This window comes from Paenibacillus sp. TSM33, from assembly GCF_056099025.1.
The window spans coordinates 1,019,151-1,037,847 of the sequence record NZ_JBLZXB010000017.1; the positions used below are offsets into that span (position 1 = coordinate 1,019,151).

At 48.6% G+C, this 18,697-nt stretch carries 13 protein-coding genes; 1 reads left to right on the plus strand and 12 read right to left on the minus strand.

All coding sequences use genetic code 11. From position 1 onward, the window contains the following. Positions 1-23: 23 nt before the first annotated feature. From addA to ACN6NF_RS16495, 3 genes are all read right to left on the minus strand, one after another. Positions 24-4,043, minus strand: coding sequence for a helicase-exonuclease AddAB subunit AddA (gene addA / locus ACN6NF_RS16485; RefSeq protein WP_474318632.1), 4,020 nt, complete (start codon positions 4,041-4,043; stop codon positions 24-26). Further along, positions 4,040-7,606: a helicase-exonuclease AddAB subunit AddB gene (addB, locus tag ACN6NF_RS16490; protein ID WP_474318633.1), complete on the minus strand. Its 3,567-nt coding sequence runs from the start codon at positions 7,604-7,606 to the stop codon at positions 4,040-4,042. Before addB ends, addA begins: the two co-directional genes overlap by 4 nt. Before the next feature lie 239 nt (positions 7,607-7,845). Beyond that, entirely contained in the window at positions 7,846-9,225 is a 1,380-nt protein-coding gene (locus tag ACN6NF_RS16495) for a class I SAM-dependent rRNA methyltransferase (RefSeq protein WP_474318634.1), read from the minus strand. 291 nt (positions 9,226-9,516) lie between these two features. Here ACN6NF_RS16495 and ACN6NF_RS16500 point away from each other — a divergent pair, with 291 nt between their 5' ends. After that, on the plus strand, positions 9,517-10,539 hold the full coding sequence (locus ACN6NF_RS16500; RefSeq protein ID WP_474318635.1) for a Na/Pi cotransporter family protein: 1,023 nt from the start codon (positions 9,517-9,519) through the stop codon (positions 10,537-10,539). On the opposite strand, the gene ACN6NF_RS16505 is transcribed toward ACN6NF_RS16500, so the two are convergent. The 9 genes from ACN6NF_RS16505 to ACN6NF_RS16545 form a co-directional block, all read right to left on the minus strand. Next, on the minus strand, positions 10,529-10,963 hold the full coding sequence (locus ACN6NF_RS16505) for an NUDIX hydrolase (RefSeq protein WP_474318636.1): 435 nt from the start codon (positions 10,961-10,963) through the stop codon (positions 10,529-10,531). The genes ACN6NF_RS16500 and ACN6NF_RS16505 overlap by 11 nt on opposite strands. Positions 10,964-11,067: 104 nt before the next feature. Continuing rightward, positions 11,068-12,411 carry a tRNA (N(6)-L-threonylcarbamoyladenosine(37)-C(2))-methylthiotransferase MtaB gene (gene mtaB, locus ACN6NF_RS16510; protein WP_474318637.1) on the minus strand — a complete coding sequence of 448 codons (1,344 nt, stop codon included), beginning with the start codon at positions 12,409-12,411 and terminating at the stop codon, positions 11,068-11,070. Position 12,412: 1 nt separating this feature from the next. Continuing rightward, positions 12,413-13,177 carry a 16S rRNA (uracil(1498)-N(3))-methyltransferase gene (locus tag ACN6NF_RS16515; protein WP_474318638.1) on the minus strand — a complete coding sequence of 255 codons (765 nt, stop codon included), beginning with the start codon at positions 13,175-13,177 and terminating at the stop codon, positions 12,413-12,415. Positions 13,178-13,335: 158 nt separating this feature from the next. Then, a complete protein-coding gene (locus tag ACN6NF_RS16520) occupies positions 13,336-14,028 on the minus strand; it encodes a site-2 protease family protein (RefSeq protein ID WP_474318639.1) in 693 nt (230 codons plus the stop codon). A gap of 2 nt (positions 14,029-14,030) precedes the next feature. Then, positions 14,031-14,996 carry a 50S ribosomal protein L11 methyltransferase gene (gene prmA, locus ACN6NF_RS16525; RefSeq protein WP_474318640.1) on the minus strand — a complete coding sequence of 322 codons (966 nt, stop codon included), beginning with the start codon at positions 14,994-14,996 and terminating at the stop codon, positions 14,031-14,033. Positions 14,997-15,226: 230 nt separating this feature from the next. Next, positions 15,227-15,412 carry a YfhD family protein gene (locus ACN6NF_RS16530; RefSeq protein ID WP_474318641.1) on the minus strand — a complete coding sequence of 62 codons (186 nt, stop codon included), beginning with the start codon at positions 15,410-15,412 and terminating at the stop codon, positions 15,227-15,229. Between the two features lie 24 nt (positions 15,413-15,436). Further along, positions 15,437-15,811: a hypothetical protein gene (locus ACN6NF_RS16535; protein WP_013372169.1), complete on the minus strand. Its 375-nt coding sequence runs from the start codon at positions 15,809-15,811 to the stop codon at positions 15,437-15,439. A gap of 182 nt (positions 15,812-15,993) precedes the next feature. Then, on the minus strand, positions 15,994-17,190 hold the full coding sequence (locus tag ACN6NF_RS16540) for an NAD(P)-dependent malic enzyme (protein ID WP_474318642.1): 1,197 nt from the start codon (positions 17,188-17,190) through the stop codon (positions 15,994-15,996). 62 nt (positions 17,191-17,252) lie between these two features. After that, complete coding sequence (locus ACN6NF_RS16545; protein WP_474318644.1) at positions 17,253-18,599, minus strand: 2-hydroxycarboxylate transporter family protein; 1,347 nt, start codon at positions 18,597-18,599, stop codon at positions 17,253-17,255. Positions 18,600-18,697: the final 98 nt, after the last annotated feature.

Here is an 18,697-nt window from a genome sequence, read left to right on the forward strand (position 1 = left end):
TCCCCCTCTCCCTATCTATATCACTACAGCTGCACACTCTCTCCAGCTTCTATAAAATACAACCATTTCTCAGCAACCTTTTTGCCTGTAATCTCTTCAATCACACGGGCATACAGCTCCAATTGAAAACGATATTGGTCCGTTAAGTGTGACAGCGTACGATATTCGGAGATCCGATCTGTTTTATAATCCAGCAGCACAAGCCCTTCGGGAGTTTCAAACAAACAGTCAATGATCCCGTTCATCAGCACTTTATCGTCCTGCCCGCCTTCCGTAACTGTCTTCTGTTCTGGCAGCATCTTAGGTAAACTGTGGTTCCAGTAATCGGTTGCCCGCATGGTATAAGTAAACGGAAGCTCACGCAGAATACGGGATGAACCCAGCATTCTGATCCCCAGCTCACTAGAGAAAAATCTTAATATTTTATCCGTATCCAGCGCCTTTGCATGAACATCCAGCAAAATGCGTTGATTTAGCAAACGAGCCTTTGTTTCCTCAATAACCTCAGCGCTCATGACTCCATCTAGGGGCAAATGCAGCATCAACGTATGATAGATCGTCCCTCGTTCCGTAGGAGTTAGTCGCTGATTCCCCATAAACTTAGGTCTGCGCAAGTGTAATTGACTGCCCCCAGTGTCAGAATCTTCGCGATCCTTCGTTAAGCCTGCTTGTTGGGAGATAGAAGATAGGTTGAGCCAATCGTCGGAGCCAATCTCCTGCATCTCCAGCCATCTTTTCATCTCTGTGACCGATGTATTGGCTGCTGTCTTGCCCGCCCGTTCATACGGGTAGGTCCAGGAAAGAGCCGCAGCAATATCCGTTTCACTCTCTTCGTTCAATTCGATCGGCTCGACATTTCTCAGCGCTTCTGTTTTCTTTTGTCGTTCTTCGGCTGATACCTCTTCTTCACGATCCGAGTTCACACGAGAGCCAGAAAGTGTTTCAGAGGCTACGATTTTAAATAACCAGTCTGCCCCCGGCATGTGTTCCAGCCTGTGATAATACCCATCCTGATCCCCTGCCGCTTCCCTCAGCGAAATTGCAGAAGGATGCCGAATCAATGCAGGACCTACCCAGTCCAGATAGCTACGACCTGCCGCCAGCATATAGTCTGGTAATACTGTTTCCGCATGTTCCTTGGCACGTGCCCAACCTGCTGCGCGGGAAGCGAGATCCTTCACGGTTCCGGTCATAATCAGCTTTTCACGCGGACGCGTAAGCGCCACGTATAGCACCCGCATTTCTTCAGCCAAAAGCTCCAGCTGTGAGCGTCGACGGATCGCTAAATTAGGCAGCGTAGGGTAGCTAACGCGGTTTTGTTCCTCCACATATTTAGGACCAAATCCCAACTCCTTGTGCATCAGAAATGGCGCATTCAGATCCTGCTGATTGAACATTTTTGCCGTCCCCGCAATAAACACGACAGGAAATTCAAGTCCTTTACTTTTATGAATGGTCATAATGCGGACAGCCTGATCCGGTTCAGCCCCACCGCTGATCGCTCCTAAATCACCGCCTCGCTCCCGCAGACGGGAAATAAAAGTCAGGAATCGGAACAAGCCTCGGTTGGACGTAGAAGTCTCATACTGTCTCGCTCGGTCATATAAGGCCCTTAGGTTGCTTTGACGCTGTGAGCCGCCAGGCAATCCACCCACCCAATCCAGATATCCTGTTTCCTCCAGTACATTCCATATCAATTCACTTAAGTTGCCTTGTCTGGCTTCCTGTCGCCATGCCTCCAAAATACGCAAAAATGAACGTAGTCGGGCAGACAACGTGTTCCCATCATTCCTATGAACTGGGTCAGGTGAAGATAGCGGGTCCTCAGTGAAAAGATCCATCTCCATAACATCAGCAGAGGTCTCTTTTAAACTCTCCTCAACTTGTTCAGTCTGTGCCGCCGCCAGCAATGCATCATAAAACATTCCATCCGGCTTCTCTAGACGAATTTGTGCCAATTCATCTTCGCTCAAGCCAACAATTGGCGAACGAAGCACGGATGCAAGCGGGATGTCCTGCTGCGGATTATCAATAATGTGCAGCAGGGACAACATCACCTCAACTTCCGTTGCTTTAAAAAAGCCTGTCGTCTGCTCTCCAGAGGCTGGAATGCCCTCAAGCCGCAGTTCCTCGACAATTAAGGGAGCCCATACGCTTGCTGAACGAAGCAAAATGACAATGTCACCGTAGACTGCTGGACGCATCGCTTTTAAACCTCTGTCGTAAATCAACAGTGGTTGTCCAGTATCTCCAGTCAGCTCCTTAATCCGCTGCGCAATCGCACGAGCCTCTAACTGTGCCGTTTCGAGCTCCGCAAGCTCAGCCAGCTCACTTTCCTGTAAAGCCGATTCGTCCCCTAATTCAGACAGCTCCGGAGTCTCGGAAAGACCGCGCCCGCCTTTATCGACTAGCAGCAGCTCAGGTGCGTATGCAGATGTAGCACCCTTCTCTGCCTTCTCCGGATAGGATGCACCATGTACCAGCCACGCTCGTTCATCGTACTCAATTTCCGCTACATCCACACTCATAATCTGGCGGAACACCAAATTGACCGCATCGACAACTTCCTCCCGACTGCGGAAATTACGCGCCAGATCAATCAAAAAGCCATCTTCCTGCTCCTGCATGCCGTACCGTTGATACTTATTCAAAAACAGCCCTGGCTCTGCCAGCCGAAACCGATAAATACTCTGTTTCACGTCTCCCACCATAAAACGGTTACCCGGTTCCTCGCGCGATACCAGTCTAACGATATCTTCCTGTACGGTATTCGTATCTTGATACTCATCCAGCAGCACCTCGTCGAACTGCGCCTTGTATTCAAGTGCAGCATCGGAAGGTAGCAGCTTGTACGGAGTAGAGTCAGGGTGTCTTAATATTTTCAGACAATAATGCTCCAAATCCCCGAAATCCACCAGTCCTTTTGACTGCTTGTGCTGTTGAAATCGTTCCCCGAAGGTAATCACGGTCTCCACCAGTTCATCCATCAGAGGAGCCGCCGCATGCAGTTCCTCTAAATAAGCTTCTGCTCTCCTACCGAACAGAGAGGCTTTCATATCTGTAATCATTTTCTTGGCAGCCTCGCGTAGCGTCTTAACCCGTTCCTGCAATGCAGGCTCGGTTTGATCTTTTTTGACTGGCTTGAGCTTACCAAAGGACGCAGCCTGAAAATGATCATACAAGGATGCCCACGGTTGTGTCTCCAGCTCCTGCAGCAATTCATTCACCATCGCCGTATCCTCTTGCAATGTCATGGCATAGGGTGCAGGACCGCCAGGCTGCATGGCTGTTTCATGCGCCTGTTCCAGCAAACTCGCTGCTCCACGCAACGAAAGGGCAGCATCTGTTAAAATACTGCGAACCCAGGGAGTCTCCCCCAAAGCCGCTACATCCTGTACACGAAATGCTGCTGCCGTCTCCCGTAGCCAATGCTCTGGCCAAGGATGACTTTGCGAAAAATCATACAACCGCTGAACAAGCACATACATGGCATCATCGGTGCGTTCCCCACTAAACCAGTCGACCAGTCTACGAAATGTGCTGCCTTCATCATGGGCCTCATATTTCTCCTCAAACAGTTCTTCTAATAGCTCTTGGCGCAGCAATTCTGTTTCATGCTCATTCATAATCCGAAAGCCGGGATCAAGAGGAATGGCCTGATAATGCCTGCGGATGACCTCCATACAAAAAGAGTGAAGCGTCGTAATCGAGGCCCGATTCAGCAACGATAGCTGGCGGCGTACATGTTCACTTTCCGGTTCCTGTTCCAGCACACGTTCCAGCGCTTCGCGTATCCGTTGACGCATTTCAGCGGCTGCAGCCTTCGTAAAGGTGGCTACCAGTAACCGATCCACACTGAAGCCGAGCTGAGGATCGACAATTTTGCGAATAATACGCTCTACGAGCACCGCTGTTTTACCAGACCCCGCCGCTGCCGCAACCAGCATGTTGTTACCGGATTGCGAAATGGCACGCCACTGGTCATCACTCCACATACTTCCTTCTGGCTTCGGCAAACCTTTAATGTTTGACGTGCCTATCATTGCTTCATTCCTCCTTTCCCTTCCTGTGTATGGCTGAGCAGATCCCAGACTTGATCCTTGCCCGGTTTCCCCCATTGGTTGTAACCACTGCCTTCCAGACTGTCGTCAAATTGACAAACAGGCTTAAAAGAACAGAAGGTACATGCCGTTTCTTGCTGGATGCGATAAGGTTCAATGGCAACATCGCCCTCTGTCATCCGTGTGCCAATCGTCCGAATATTGTTGCGCACCGAAGTTAACAGGCTATCCCACTGTTCAGGCGAAGCAACGGAAGCACTGCTATAAAAACTGCCGTCTGCTTTCACCGCAACAGGTAAAATAGAGGAATATCCTTTGTCCAAAGCTGTATCCATTTGCCCAACCACATCCCGATCCGCGAGCAACAATCCCTTCATCTTAAACCGTTTCAAAAGCTCTTGACGCGCCTGTTCTGCGCTAAGACCGTTAGGCGATTGCAGCATCGGATTGTGAACGTGGAAATACAGTGTACCCGCCGGATAAGCAGTCTCACCCAACCATTCCTCCGCCGCATTCAGCAGCACGTCCAGGTACGTGAGCATTTGCAGAGATAAGCCATAATACACCTCATGCAGCTTAAGATCCTTTTGGCTGGACTTGTAATCAATGACACGCAAAAGCAATCCTTTTTCTCCTTCTGCCACATCCACACGGTCGATCCGTCCGACAATTTCCATCACAACGCCGTTATCTAACCGGAAGCTTAATGGAGGAAGCGGCTGACCCGGTCCAAAGTCCAACTCCAGCCCAATTGGCTCAAAGCTGCCTCTCCGTGCATGCTCACCCAAAATTAATGAAGCACGGCTCACGATGTCTTTTAACTTGCGCAAAATATAGCCATAGCGCTTGGAGCTCATTAAAATCTCGCCTTGCAGGCGTGGAGCCAAACGCTCCACCGTACTTTCCGCCTCTTGGCGGCATTCCTCGGTGCTGAGACTTCCCCAGCTGACATTGCGTTCACGCAGATTGATCGCCATCTCACCAAGCGCCGCGTGGAACAATTGTCCGATATCTGGAGCCTTCAGACGATACATTTGACGTTCCTTCAAACGAAGACCGTGAGAGGCAAAGTGAGAGAATGGACATGCGACAAAGCGTTCCATACGAGATACACTGGTACGCAGCTTACTGCCGTACAGACGGCGGCTCGTTTCCTTCTGCATTTCAGCATGATTTTCGTAAAAAAGTGAGGTCAACAGCTGACGCAGCTTATCCTTCTCACGTCCCCGCTGGCTGGCATACCAGTTATATACCTCCCACCAGGGAGATAAAATATCACCGCCACGCCGCCAATGCCGTAATTGCGCAATGAGCTGCGGCAATGCCTCAGACGGATGGGAAGCATACTCCCATTGCGATGTCCAAGTGTCTTCAGGCAAAGGGTATCCAGCCAGTGGACGTTCATCCAGACCAGGAAGCAGTTGCCGCACATGTCGCACTAACTCTGACGGCAGCAATGGCTTGCCTTCTTCATCAGTCACCGCATAGCTTATCCATAGGCTTTTACCGGCTGAGGTCAGGGCCGTATAAGCGAGAAACCGTTCGTCCAACAGACGTCTTGTCATATCTGGCGCCAGCTCTACGCCTTGTTCGTTTAATGCCGTACGCTCCTGCTCATTCAGCACACCATCCTCATGGAACACAGCCGGCATTACTCCTTCGTTCATCCCTAGCACAAAGGCATGTTGAATGCCGGATACACGTGTACGGTCCGTATTTCCGATCAGCACCTGATCCAGAGCCGGTGGAACAAGCCCCATACGGAACTCAGCCAATCCCGTTTCCAGCACACCCGCAAACAAAGCAGTGTCCAGTCGCTCATCACCCATCATTTCGACGATTTGATCCAGCAATTCAAGCACCGCATCCCATACCTGACGGTGCTCCTTCGCCTGCTCGGGATTTCCAGCTTCTTCTGCCTGATGAATGAAGGCGTCCAGCTTGTGACCGATTTCTGCATCCTCCAGCAACAGATATACGGCTTCGCTCTTCTCAAGCGCCGTTCGTGCCTTACCTATACGCTTCTCAAACGCATGCAAAGGCGTCACAATCACATCTCGGCACAACTCCATCAAATCCAGCGTTTCATCCCGTTGACGGTTACGTTCCTGTTCCTCCAGCTCCAGCGACAAACTGGGCACAGCCTGCCATGCCCGGCCATCTGTCCAACGGCTACCTTGTATTCCGCAGGCCAGCACATAGTTTTCCAGACGGTCCATCTGCTCGCGGCTCACTCGACCGTCCAGCGGCAATAGAAGGTCTGTTTTGACCGCACGAAATACATCCTCGTATCGCCAGCGTCGCTGCACGATATCCAGTGAAGCTCGAATCAATTCCACCAAGGGATGATGAAGTATACTTCTCCGCTGATCCAAAAATACCGGAACTTCATATTGCTTGAATATCGGTTCCACCCATGGCTCATAATCTTCAATATGACGCACAAACAGGGCCATCTCCCGATAACGCGCGCCCTCTTCGCGGGCCAGGCGGCGCATTTCGCGTACGGCTCCTTCCAGCTCGGCGCGGCGATTTGCCGCAGCATACAGTTTTATGCCCTCCGGTCGTGTATCTGTCCATTGTTCTCGCAGTTGCTGTAGCCGCAGCCGTTGTTCCTGATTCCGCAGCCCTGTGCGATGTTCGAAATTAGCCTCCAAATACGCCAACGCTGGACGTTCCTTAAACCTAGGCATCGGATCGGGGCGTAATAACTGTGTCTGCGTTTCAATCATCAGCTCCTCTGCCATTCCTTTAAGCTTGACGTAGGTAGCCGCTGAAGGATGAAACAAATCCAGCTCATGTGGAAGCTGTCCGCTATCGTAGCTGCGGTTACAGGTCAGCGCCACTGTCAGCGAGGAGGCGTGCAGCATAAGCTGCTCCACCACCTTATATTCATGCGGTGTAAACCTTCGGTAGCCATCCATCCAAATGTCTGCTCCGCGCACAAGTGAAGACTCAGCAATCTGTTCTGTCAGCATACGAAGCGTATCTTCACCATCGATATATTTAAGCGTCAGTTCCCGTTCAAAATCCTCATAGATTAGACTGATATCTTTGAGCTTGCCTCTTAATATCGGAGCGGACTGCCCCGCAGCATGCATTCTTTCCAGTTGCTCTGGTACAGAGTGAGCATCATTTCCGTACTGCTTTAGCTCTGTAAACAACGTATTCAACCGATCTACAAAACCGAGTTGATCTCCCGAATCCTTAAACAAACTCAGTTCATCCTTGCGACGACGAATAATTTTATATAAAAGCATCTTCTTGCCTTCTTCCGTTACAGGCACCAGTGCTGAACCCCCTGTTTCCTGCATGACTAAATAGGCAAGACGATGGAATCCCATCACCTGGGCGCGCACCGACCCCTGAATACCGTTTCCGTCTTCTGTAAGCAACGCATGTTCTGAAGCAAATGACGATTGCTCAGGCACAAGTAACAGCATAGGCTTACCTAGCGGCTCCTCGCGTAACATAGAGGTCATTTCATTACGGATTAACGTACTCTTACCACTACCAGAGCGGCCAATCAATAAGCGGACCGACATGATGCGGCCTCCTTTCCAACCAACAACATTCTATTAAACAGTATAGCATATCAGGCAAAGGAGAAAAGAACGTACGTTTGCCATGTTGTAGCAATTGAGCTCTTCTCAAAAACAAACAGTCCCGCAGATGGCTTGGTGTAAGCCTTCTCTACAGGACTGATTTATACTAAAAATGAGTTTGTTTCACCTATTATCTTTATCGCCTATAAGTCGATTAACCTTGACATGGGGATGAAATCTTACAGCTGTGTTCGGCTACGCACCTCAAAGATGGCAAATTTCAAATAATGGCCTTCCTCTACACCTAAAATTTGAGGATGGTCCTTTCCTGCTGCTCTCCAATCTACCAGTCGAAGGATTTTGCCAGCATCTGCCGCTGCTTCCTTAATCGTGTCCAAAAACAGCTCCGGCCGCATATGGAATGAACAACTCGCCGTTACCAAATAACCGCCCTCATTGACGAGCTTCATCCCATGAAGGTTGATATCTTTATATCCACGTGTAGCTCCTTTGACAGCACTCTTCGTTTTGGCAAAAGCCGGCGGATCCAGAATAACTACGTCAAAGGTGCGTCCGCCACCCGCAGTCAGCGGCTTAGATGTATCTCCTTTGCCCCCCGCTCGCGCGGTGCGTTCCTCTACACCCTTAACCTGATTACGTAAATATTGAAAAGCATCGTCGACGACAAACTCGACGCGATCCTCAAAACCGTTCAGCTTGACATTATCCCGAGCACTTTCAATCGCATGTTCAGAAATATCCAGACAAGTTACTTTTTTCGCACCATGTTTACACGCGTTGAGTGTAAAGCTACCTGTATGTGAAAAACATTCCAAAACAGTTGCACCGTCCCAGAACGGGAATTCAACCACCTTACCACTTTTATTCACAGGCTTCATGATCGTTGTACCATCATCACCTGGGTTTGCAGCTACTTCTTGTAACGTAATTCCGCTACGCGCTCCCCAACCTGTCATCAACGGCGCGATGGCCGCGCGATTTTCACGCTGATCAAAGAAATAACCTGTCTTTTGACCCTCTTCGATATCGACCTTGATTTGTAAGCCATTTTCCGTCACCACCACATGGCGTGGGCAATCGCCGTACAAAGACCCCTTCGTCTGTTCCAACCCTTCCAGCTCGCGGATGGATACATCACTACGCTCATATATACCAACTGGTCCCATTACTTCAACAAGTGCATCTCTGATTTCTTCCCTGCGCCGATCCATGCCAAGCGTTAACAGCTGAACGACCAACACATCACCAAAACGGTCTACAATCAGCCCAGGCAAAAAATCAGCCTCGCCGTACACCAAACGATAAGCGTTCCCCCCGGTCACAAAGCGTTCGCGATGCTCCAGGCAATTGCGGAAACGTTGGGCAAAGAAGCTTTGGTCCATCACTTCCAGCGGCTCATAGGACATCACACGCACTGTAATTTGTGAAGCTGGATTATAGTAGCCTGTCGCCAAATAGCGCCCCTGATGATTAAGGATGCTGACCAAATCACCGGCTTCCGGATTCCCCTCAACCTTAGCTATTTCATTTTTAAACACCCAAGGGTGTGCTTGCTCCAGCCTTTTTTTACGGCTGCGTTCTAATATTACTGAAGGCAAAATCCTTCACTCCTATTCTTGGATTACTCAAAGTGGTAAAAACGTTTAGTTCGATAGGGGCGCGGTCCACGATTCATTTAATCTTACGATCGCTGGCGCTTCTCCAGATTCAAATGAACCGCTTCGCTATTGCCCACCTGTATATCGAACGTCACACTTTTAAAGCTTGTGAGAATACTACAAAATTATCGTTTCGTAAAAAAAGAGCACCGCCATGCTTGTCATGGCTGTCCTCGATAGATCATAGGCTGTTACATAAGTATTTTCACCTAGAAAAAGGGGGCTAAAGCCGTGTTTATACATGTTATATTGCCGCTGTGCGGTGGGCTGCTTATTTTTTTGGGCGGAATGAAGCTGATGGAAGCTGCCCTCCGGCATTTGGCTGGCCCCTTCCTTACCCGCTGGCTGAACCGGGCTACGGTTTCCCCTTGGCGGGGTATGCTGTTTAGTTCAGGCATTACCGCCCTACTACAAAGCAGCACCGCCGTAACGGTGCTAACGATCGGACTGGTCAACGCCGGGCTGTTGACCTACGGTCGCACGCTTGGCATCATCCTTGGCACCAATATTGGCACCTGCCTGACGACCGAGCTGATGGGCCTCCAGCTCGGCAAGCTGGCTGTTCCACTGCTATGTGGATCACTACTATGCTGGGGCACTGCCGTTTTGTGGGGGGAAACTGTCGCTGGCCATCAGTATGCATCTGCCGGAGCTTCACCCAGCTCCAATGGACTCAGCCGCCCACAGGCTGTACAATTTATCAGCCTCGTCTTTGCCGGATTTTCGCTGATTCTGGCAGGTATCCGCGTGATGCAAGCCGTCGGCCCCTGGATTGAGCAGGCCGGACTATTCCGCTGGTTTCTTGACCACGCTGCAGCCAACATGTGGTGGGCCTTTGCTGCCGGAGCCTGCCTGACCGCACTGGTACACAGCAGCGCAGCCGTCATTGGTATGGCGATTAGCCTTGCTGCTGCAGGTGCCTTGCCAGTCGATGTGGGGATCGCCATCGTCATCGGCTCCAATGTGGGCACCTGCGTGACTGCTCTGATTGCCGCTGTTGGCGGCAGCGTATCCGGCAAATTTGTGGCCTGGTCCCACGTGCTGCTGAACGTAGGTGGGGCCTTGCTCTTTATGCCGTTGATCCCCGGACTAGAAGTGGCAGCTACCTGGATATCTACCGAGCCCGGTGCCAAGGTAGCCCATGCCCAAACCCTGTTTAACGTCATCAGCTCTCTGCTTGCCCTGCCCATTTGCTATTTACCTGTATGGACACGTTTGGAGAAGCATATGTCTCTCCATATAATCAAACGTTAATTCCTAGCATGGACAGCGCCTTGCTCAGAATGACATCGTTGTTATCATATCCACCTTGGCGCTGAAGACGCCATGCTTCATCGGGCGTATACCAGGCGACGCCTTTGATTTCTTCAATCTGTGCTTGTAAATCTCCATCCAGTGCCTCTACAAGATAATAATGAACTTCCTTGTCCACTTCTCCATATTCTGGGTGCTGGTACGTGTAAGCAATCATATCCACATGCTGAATAATCCGGCCGTTCAGCCCTGTTTCCTCAAGAATTTCACGTAGAGCGGTTTGTTCGATCGTTTCACCCGGCTCCATTTTGCCTTTAGCCAAAGATATCTTGCCGTATCGGTCAGTAATCAGTTGGATTTCAAGCTGTTCCCCCTGTTTGCGAAACACAACGCCACCTGCGGAAATTTCCTTTTTTGCTGCCATCCTGTAATCTCCTTTCCTTGCGCAACAAGGATTCCGTCCTCTCTGTAAGGAAAGGCGAAATCCTTGTTGGCCATCGCTATTGCCTGTTCAGGCTCTTTTTATTTTTACAAAGCTGTTTGTAGTCCATTTTCCAATACACGGACCAATTGACCTTCACTTTCATTAACGCCGGCCTTTGTCAGCTTCACGCGGCACACCTTGCCAACCAGATCCTTATTACCTTCAAACACCAGTTGAATGTAATTGTCACTATAACCGTAAAGTATACCGCTATCTTCAGTCCCTTTAGGGGCTACTTCCGGAATAACCTCCAGCACCTCACCAACAAACTTCTCAGCATACGCCAACTGCATTTGCTCCGACAGCTCAATCAGCTCACGCACACGCGCATTTTTCACGTCCTCGTCAACCTGATCCTCCATACGTGCTGCAGGCGTTCCAGTACGCTTGGAATATGGGAACACGTGCATTTCCGAAAAACCGATTTTTTTCATCAGCTCATAGCCATTGCGGTACATTTCGTCCGTTTCCCCAGGGAATCCGACAATTATATCTGTCGTAATCGCTACATCCGGCATCGCTTTCCGAATCATAAGCATTTTGTTATAAAATTCTTCTGTCGTGTACTTGCGGCGCATCCGTTTCAACACAGTGTCATCCCCTGCTTGAAGCGGTATGTGGAAATGGCGAACCAGCTTATTGGAGCGTTTCAGCACGTCAAGCATTTTTTCATCAATCTGGCTGGCTTCAATCGAGCTGATCCGAATACGTTCAAGCCCTTCCACTTTCTCCAGATCCCATAACAAATCGGACAGGTCATAGTTATCCATATCGTCACCATAACCACCCGTATGGATACCTGTGAGTACAATTTCCTTGTAGCCTGCATGTACCAATTGACGAGCCTGTGCAATAATGCTCGCGGCATCACGGCTACGAGATAAACCGCGTGACCACGGGATAATGCAGAAGGTGCAGAAGTTATTGCAGCCATCCTGAATTTTTAGAAACGCACGGGTATGATGCGCAAAATCAGGCACATCCATTTCCTCGAATACACGCGTCTTCATTATATTACGCACAGCGTTTACGGGTTGGCGCGACTCTTGGATCTCCTTCACAAACGGAATAATCTTATCCCGATCCTGCGTACCAATAACAAGATCAACACCTGGAATATCCATAATTTCAGCTGGAGAAGTTTGAGCGTAGCAGCCCGTCACTGCCACAATGGCATCTGGATTTCGGCGAATCGCGCGACGAATGATCTGACGGCTCTTTTTGTCACCGGTATTCGTTACTGTGCATGTATTAATCAGATAGACATCAGCAGTCTGCTCATCAAAATCCACCTGCTCATAACCTTCTTTTTTGAACAGTTGCCAGATCGCTTCTGTATCATAAAAGTTTACCTTACAACCTAATGTGTAAAATGCCACTGATGGCATATTAAACCCCTCCCATTTCTCCTGTCTCATATAAAATGCATGCCAATGCAACCATACCTGCGGTCTCAGCACGCAAAATACGTCTTCCCAGTCCTGTAGACTGTGCCCCGGCCTGCTCGGCCTCCAGGCTTTCCGCTTCAGTAAAGCCGCCTTCCGGACCCACCACTACCAGCACACGCGGCTTGTCTGTGGAAGCCCATTGTACTGCGAAAGGTCGAATTACGTCCCGTAGCTGCCGACCCTGCTCTTTTTCATAACAATAACATATCAAATCATACCCAGCAAAAGAAGCCAGAAGTTCTTTCCACGTCAGGGGTGCGCTAATTTCCGGAATCCGGTTACGATGGCTTTGCTCAGCCGCTTCCTTCACAATCTTGCGCCAACGCTCCAGTCGCTTGCCTTCCTTTTTGGCATCATACTGTACAACCGTACGCTCGGATAAAAACGGTACGAACCCGGTAGCTCCGATTTCTGTACATTTTTGCATCACCGTCTCCATCTTGTCCCCTTTAGGAAGACTCTGCGCGATGGTGATCTGAACATGCGGTTCAGAGGACATCTCCAGCGGTTCGATAATCGTCGCTTTCACATGGTCCTGCTCAATCGTATCCAATGCAGCCAGCGCTTCCCTGGATACCCCGTCACTGACTATAATTTTGTCACCACTACGACCCCGCATGACTTTGGCGATATGTCGCGCGTCCTCACCCGTAACAATGACGTGATCTTCTAGAAATTGCTCTGCCGGAATAAAATAACGCTGCATTCTCTCACACCTATTCTAAAAATAACTATTATCCACTAACGTTCCGTACAAAATCCGATGAAATCACCAAGCACCATCATATCATCTTTTGCGCCTGTATGACCAGTCTGTTCCCTCTTCCGTTCACGTTATACTAATTCTCGTAAAAAAAGGAGCCCTTAGGCTCCGAACAATCCGGTAATGTAAAAAGAGAACTGCAAAAACTGTATATAAATCATCTGAGACAGTGTATAAAGAGGTTCAATCGTTACAGCTCGTACCTGCGGAATGATCAGAATAAGCAAAAAAATAAAGATCGACCATTGCTCAAACTGCTGCAGCTTGCGGCGCACAGGAGTGGGGGCCACATCCTCCACAATCCGATAGCCATCAAGTGGAGGCAGTGGGATCAAATTAAAGATAAACAAAAACAGATTCAAATTGATCAGCGCATTAATAAACAAATAGATTGCCTGAGCCACTCGCTGGTTCTCCATTCCCGGCAATACCTGAAAATGAAGGAGCACAGCATAGATCAGCGTAGTCACAAATGCAAGCAGCAGATTGCTCAGCGGACCAGCAGCCGATACAATAATACCCATGAGGCGCGGGCGGCTAAAATTGTCACGATTGACCGGGACGGGCTTGGCCCAGCCAAAGCCTCCGATCAACAGTAATAGTGTACCCAACAGATCAATATGCACTGCCGGATTTAAAGTCACGCGCCCCAGTAGCTTGGCAGTAGGGTCGCCAAATTTATTGGCATAATGCGCATGCGCAAATTCATGCACCGTAAACGATATGATCACAGCCAACAAGTAAAATGGAAGGACATTTAAATTTACACGAAAAATACTTTGTAAAAAATCCATGCTTACCTCTTTCTCGCCACAAACGCCAGCCAATCTTCATCTCGGTTGATTTCAGCAATTTCAAAGCCAGCTGCTTTCAACGCAGATTCGACAGCCTCTTCTTTGTTCTTCCAGATCCCTGAAGCAATATAAATACCACCTGGCTCTAGGGCATTATATACATCATCAATGAACAGCAAAATGATCTCGGCTAAAATATTAGCTACCACCAGCTTGACCGGCAGCTGAATCCCCAGTGTTGGATCGCTTGCATTGAGCACAGAGAGCAAGTCGCTTTCTTTAATGGTGATGCGTTTCTCCAGCCCGTTCAAGCGCGTATTTTCACGCGCACTCGATACCGCCACCGGGTCAAGATCCAGGGCAAGTACATGCTTTGCTCCCAGCTTTACCGCTCCAATGGCTAAGATACCGGAGCCTGTACCAACATCAATGACTTCTTCTCCACCCTGAATCACGGATTCCAGCGTTCTTAGGCAAAGAGATGTCGTCGGATGTGTTCCAGTGCCGAAGGCCATACCTGGATCGAGCTCAATGATTTTTTCAGCTTCGCTCGCAGGCTCATACTCTTCCCAAGTCGGTTTGATGGTCAAACGATCCGATACACGTAAAGGCTTGAAATATTGTTTCCAAGCATTAGCCCAATCATCCTCGTTGACCGTTTTCAGCTCATACCGTACCTCGCCAGGATCAATATCAAATGTTCTCAATTGTTCAACCCGCGGCTCAATTTGTGCACGCACGCCGTCCATGTCTACTTCTTCGGCAAAATAGCCTTTGATGACCGCTTGTCCTTCAGGAATATCGTTCAAAGGGCGATCGTACCATTGTCCATAAGACGTATCCCGCGGTTTGTTGAGCGAACCGGATTCTTCAATGGAAACCCCTCCCGCACCTGCTTCGTGCAGAAAATTCGAAATCATTTCGACGGCTTCCTCGCTTGTATGTATTGTAATTTCATTCCACAACATGGTTTACATTTCCTCCTCATTTCACATGCATACATTACATTGTACTATATACTCGCATAGGAGTTCAAAAAAGCCAGTATGACAAAGACAGTATTAGATTATAATGCTAGTATTGTTACACCTATCATCATGATATAAATCCACTAATGAATAGAACAAGGGACAAACACAAATAAGACGGGTTATCCCAAAAATCACCTTTATAGGTGGGATACCCGCCTTATTGTATTCTACTCGCTGTCGTTTATGATACGCTGCTGACGGCGGTCAGCTACTTCACTACGCCGGATCGCTTCCAGATCCTCAGCATCTGCAAGCTCTGCCGAGAACTCAACATCCTCGTTTTTGGCAGATTGCATGCGTTTGATTTTCTCGGTTTTGGTCAGCACTTTATCGAACCGTTTGTTTTTAGACATCGGTCACTGCTCCTTCCAAACTTGTCACAGCATTCCACCCGCTTGTTCCACAATGGACATTGCCTGATGATGAATGGATTCATCTACCACCGCAGTCAACAAAATATCGCGGCCGGTCGGTCCACCTTGTCCTCCATCACTCATACCGCTGGCAGCAGGATCAGCTGCAGCCAGTATCGCCGGACTGCGATCTGTAAATTCCACTCCCTGCGTTAGTGAAGACAAGCTGTTAATCTGTCCCGAAAACACAGGCAGTCCGGCGTTACCCGTAGACTGCCGCGGATACCGGCTAAAACGATCTATCGACATATCCGTTACCCGGAGAGCTTCCAGCTTTCTCGCGGCTCCCTGTGCTTCCTCAGGACTTTTGAAATACGCCAAAATATTTTTTTCGCCCATTCCAAAATCCCCCTGTGTAGTAATTGAGCGCAACTCTTGTTTGAGAATATGGATCGTTACGCTTTGCTATAGCCTGCTCATTGGCAAGACATTATATTCTCCACGAAAGGCTAAACGGATACAGGCGTTATCGAGAACAGCAGGGCAAGACTGTGAACTAAAGTTTGTGAAGAACATAACTTTTACGGATGTAAAGTAGCAGCTGGAGCTTCACCTGACATGGCTACTCCTGTCTCCCAGGCTGCGCGAATAACAGCATCCCGTACCTTTTGAACCACCTTTGGATTAAAAACATTCGGTATGATATAAGTTTCACTTAGCTCCTCAGGGCAAATTGCATCAGCGATGGCAAGCCCGGCAGCCAGTTTCATCTCCTCGTTAATCGTCTTCGCATGGCAATCCAGAGCGCCCCGAAAAATTCCCGGGAAGCACAACACGTTATTAATCTGATTAGGAAAATCGGAGCGACCGGTAGCAAGCACACGTACATAAGGTGAGGCTATAGCCGGATCAATTTCTGGCTTCGGATTCGCCATGGCGAACACTATGGGATCAGTTGCCATGCTCTGTATGTCTTCCACAGTCAGTATATCTGGACCCGACACACCGATGAACACATCAGCTCCCACAATCACCTCGGATAAACTCCCCCTTAGATTATGCGGGTTAGTCATGTTCGCATACTCTGTCCAATGCGGGTTACTGTATTCCACATCTCGGTGAATGGCTCCTTGCCGATCCACGCCAATCAGATTGCGTACCCCTGCCTTGAGCAGCATACGCGAGCAGGCCATACCCGCCGCACCGATCCCGGCAAAAACTACTTTGACATCTTCCATTTTTTTGCCACATACCTTGAGTGCATTGACCAAACCCGCTAATACCACGACTGCCGTACCATGCTGATCATCATGAAATACTGGAATGTCGAGTTCCTGCTTCAACCGTCTCTCGATCTCAAAACAGCGTGGCGAAGATATATCTTCCAAATTAATGCCACCAAAGGCAGGAGCGATCATCTTGACAATTTGAACAATATCATCAGGGTCCTTCGTATTGAGACAGATGGGAAATGCGTCAACACCTGCAAATTGTTTGAACAGTACTGCCTTCCCCTCCATCACAGGCATAGCTGCCTCCGGCCCGATATCTCCCAATCCAAGTACCGCTGTTCCATCTGAAACGACTGCTACTGTATTTTTTTTGATCGTTAATTGAAACGCTTTGGCTGGATCATTGGCAATTTCCATGCAAATTTGAGCCACACCCGGCGTATAAACTTTGGACAATCCCTCCATCGTTTCAATTCGCTTCTTGGGTAAGGTCTCCATTTTCCCACCTTCGTGTAATTCTCTGATTTCATCTCTTAAACTGCTCATATATTTCTCCATCCTTTCATGACTGTATATGATATGAATTTTATAGCTTGGTCTAAAACTCATTAGCTCCATAATTGGAGTAACAAGGTGGCTAAAATGACCGTACCCGCCCCGCCAATCCGTGTTGCAATTTGGGCAAAAGGCATTAGCTCCATTCGGTTGGATGCAGACAGAATGGCTACATCGCCCGTGCCCCCTAACCCGCCGCGACAACTAGTCACCAAAGCAGCTTCTACGGGATACATGTGAATCCATTTTCCTGTGAAGTAGCCAGTAACAATCAATGCAACCACTACAGATGCACAGGTGATCGCATAGGGTAGCGTTAGAATCCCAACTACACTATCTAATGGCACATACAAAATGCCTAACCCCACCATCAAGGGCCACGTCAAACTAGCGGTTATACATTTGTACAAATGAAAAGCTCCCTGCTCCAATGAGTTCGGCATGACCTGAATGCACTTAATTAATGCTGCCGCCAGAATCATGAGAATCGGTCCTGGAATATGGAGATATGGCTCCAGCAGCTTACCCACAATAAAGAAAGTACAGGCCAATAACAGACCACCACCCATTAATGGAAAAGAAACGGATTGCCCCAAATTTACCGGACCTAACTTGTCTTCGTAATTTTCTAGTTTTAACAACCTCCCGTTACCAGAAGTTTTTGGTTTTTTCTCCGCTAGTCTCTTCAAGACGCCTGCACCTATAATTGCAACAATGTTACCGATAATGGCAGCCGGAATAAACTGGGATACGAACACCGCAGAATCCTTGCCCAGTACCATTCCATACGAAATGGATAACGGTAAAATGCCTTCTCCAATCCCACCGGAAATAATAGGAATGATGATGAAAAAAAATGTATGATAAGCACTATAGCCAAAAGTCATCCCCACCACCATACCAACGGCAACCGCAGCAATAGATCCTATAATAATGGGGGCAAAAATTTTGACAATTCCATTCAGCAGCATTTTGCGATCCATACCAAGAATGCTTCCTGTTACGAGACATGCGATGTAGAAATAAAGAAAATTCGAGGTTTTCATAAGCGTATGCACAGCCCCCACGGCAGAGGGACTGAACATATTCCAAAATACCATTAACGAAGGAACCATAAGGGATAGAATGGCTGGCCCGCCTATATGTTTGAGTAATGGAAGTTTGACCCCCAGATCACTGAGCAGTATACCTAAAATCATGATGACGGCAAACCCGCCCAACAGATCGTTCGGAAGTCTTTCTGTAATTGCTGCCGCATAAACAATCAGCGCGATCACAACATACAGCGGAAGAGGAATCACTCCCACCTTTACCTTGCCCAGCATCCTAAACCCGTCTACCGTATTTTTACTCCAACTTCGCTCCTTTTGCATGACAGGCTGGTTCGTAGCATTTTCCATAAATCTCCCTCCATAAAGTGAAGAATGATGATCATGTTCCCATTCTACACTATGGAAAACGCTTTATTTGGTTTTAAAACTAAGAACCAACTTTTGTA

Bases quoted from the DNA above. Each gene is read 5' to 3' on its own strand.
- addA (WP_474318632.1), bottom strand. From the start codon at position 4,043: ATGATAGGCACGTCAAACATTAAAGGTTTGCCGAAGCCAGAAGGAAGT.
- addB (WP_474318633.1), bottom strand. From the start codon at position 7,606: ATGTCGGTCCGCTTATTGATTGGCCGCTCTGGTAGTGGTAAGAGTACG.
- ACN6NF_RS16505 (WP_474318636.1), bottom strand. From the start codon at position 10,963: ATGGCAGCAAAAAAGGAAATTTCCGCAGGTGGCGTTGTGTTTCGCAAA.
- mtaB (WP_474318637.1), bottom strand. From the start codon at position 12,411: ATGCCATCAGTGGCATTTTACACATTAGGTTGTAAGGTAAACTTTTAT.
- ACN6NF_RS16515 (WP_474318638.1), bottom strand. From the start codon at position 13,177: ATGCAGCGTTATTTTATTCCGGCAGAGCAATTTCTAGAAGATCACGTC.
- ACN6NF_RS16520 (WP_474318639.1), bottom strand. From the start codon at position 14,028: ATGGATTTTTTACAAAGTATTTTTCGTGTAAATTTAAATGTCCTTCCA.
- prmA (WP_474318640.1), bottom strand. From the start codon at position 14,996: ATGTTGTGGAATGAAATTACAATACATACAAGCGAGGAAGCCGTCGAA.
- ACN6NF_RS16530 (WP_474318641.1), bottom strand. From the start codon at position 15,412: ATGTCTAAAAACAAACGGTTCGATAAAGTGCTGACCAAAACCGAGAAA.
- ACN6NF_RS16535 (WP_013372169.1), bottom strand. From the start codon at position 15,811: ATGGGCGAAAAAAATATTTTGGCGTATTTCAAAAGTCCTGAGGAAGCA.
- ACN6NF_RS16540 (WP_474318642.1), bottom strand. From the start codon at position 17,190: ATGAGCAGTTTAAGAGATGAAATCAGAGAATTACACGAAGGTGGGAAA.
- ACN6NF_RS16545 (WP_474318644.1), bottom strand. From the start codon at position 18,599: ATGGAAAATGCTACGAACCAGCCTGTCATGCAAAAGGAGCGAAGTTGG.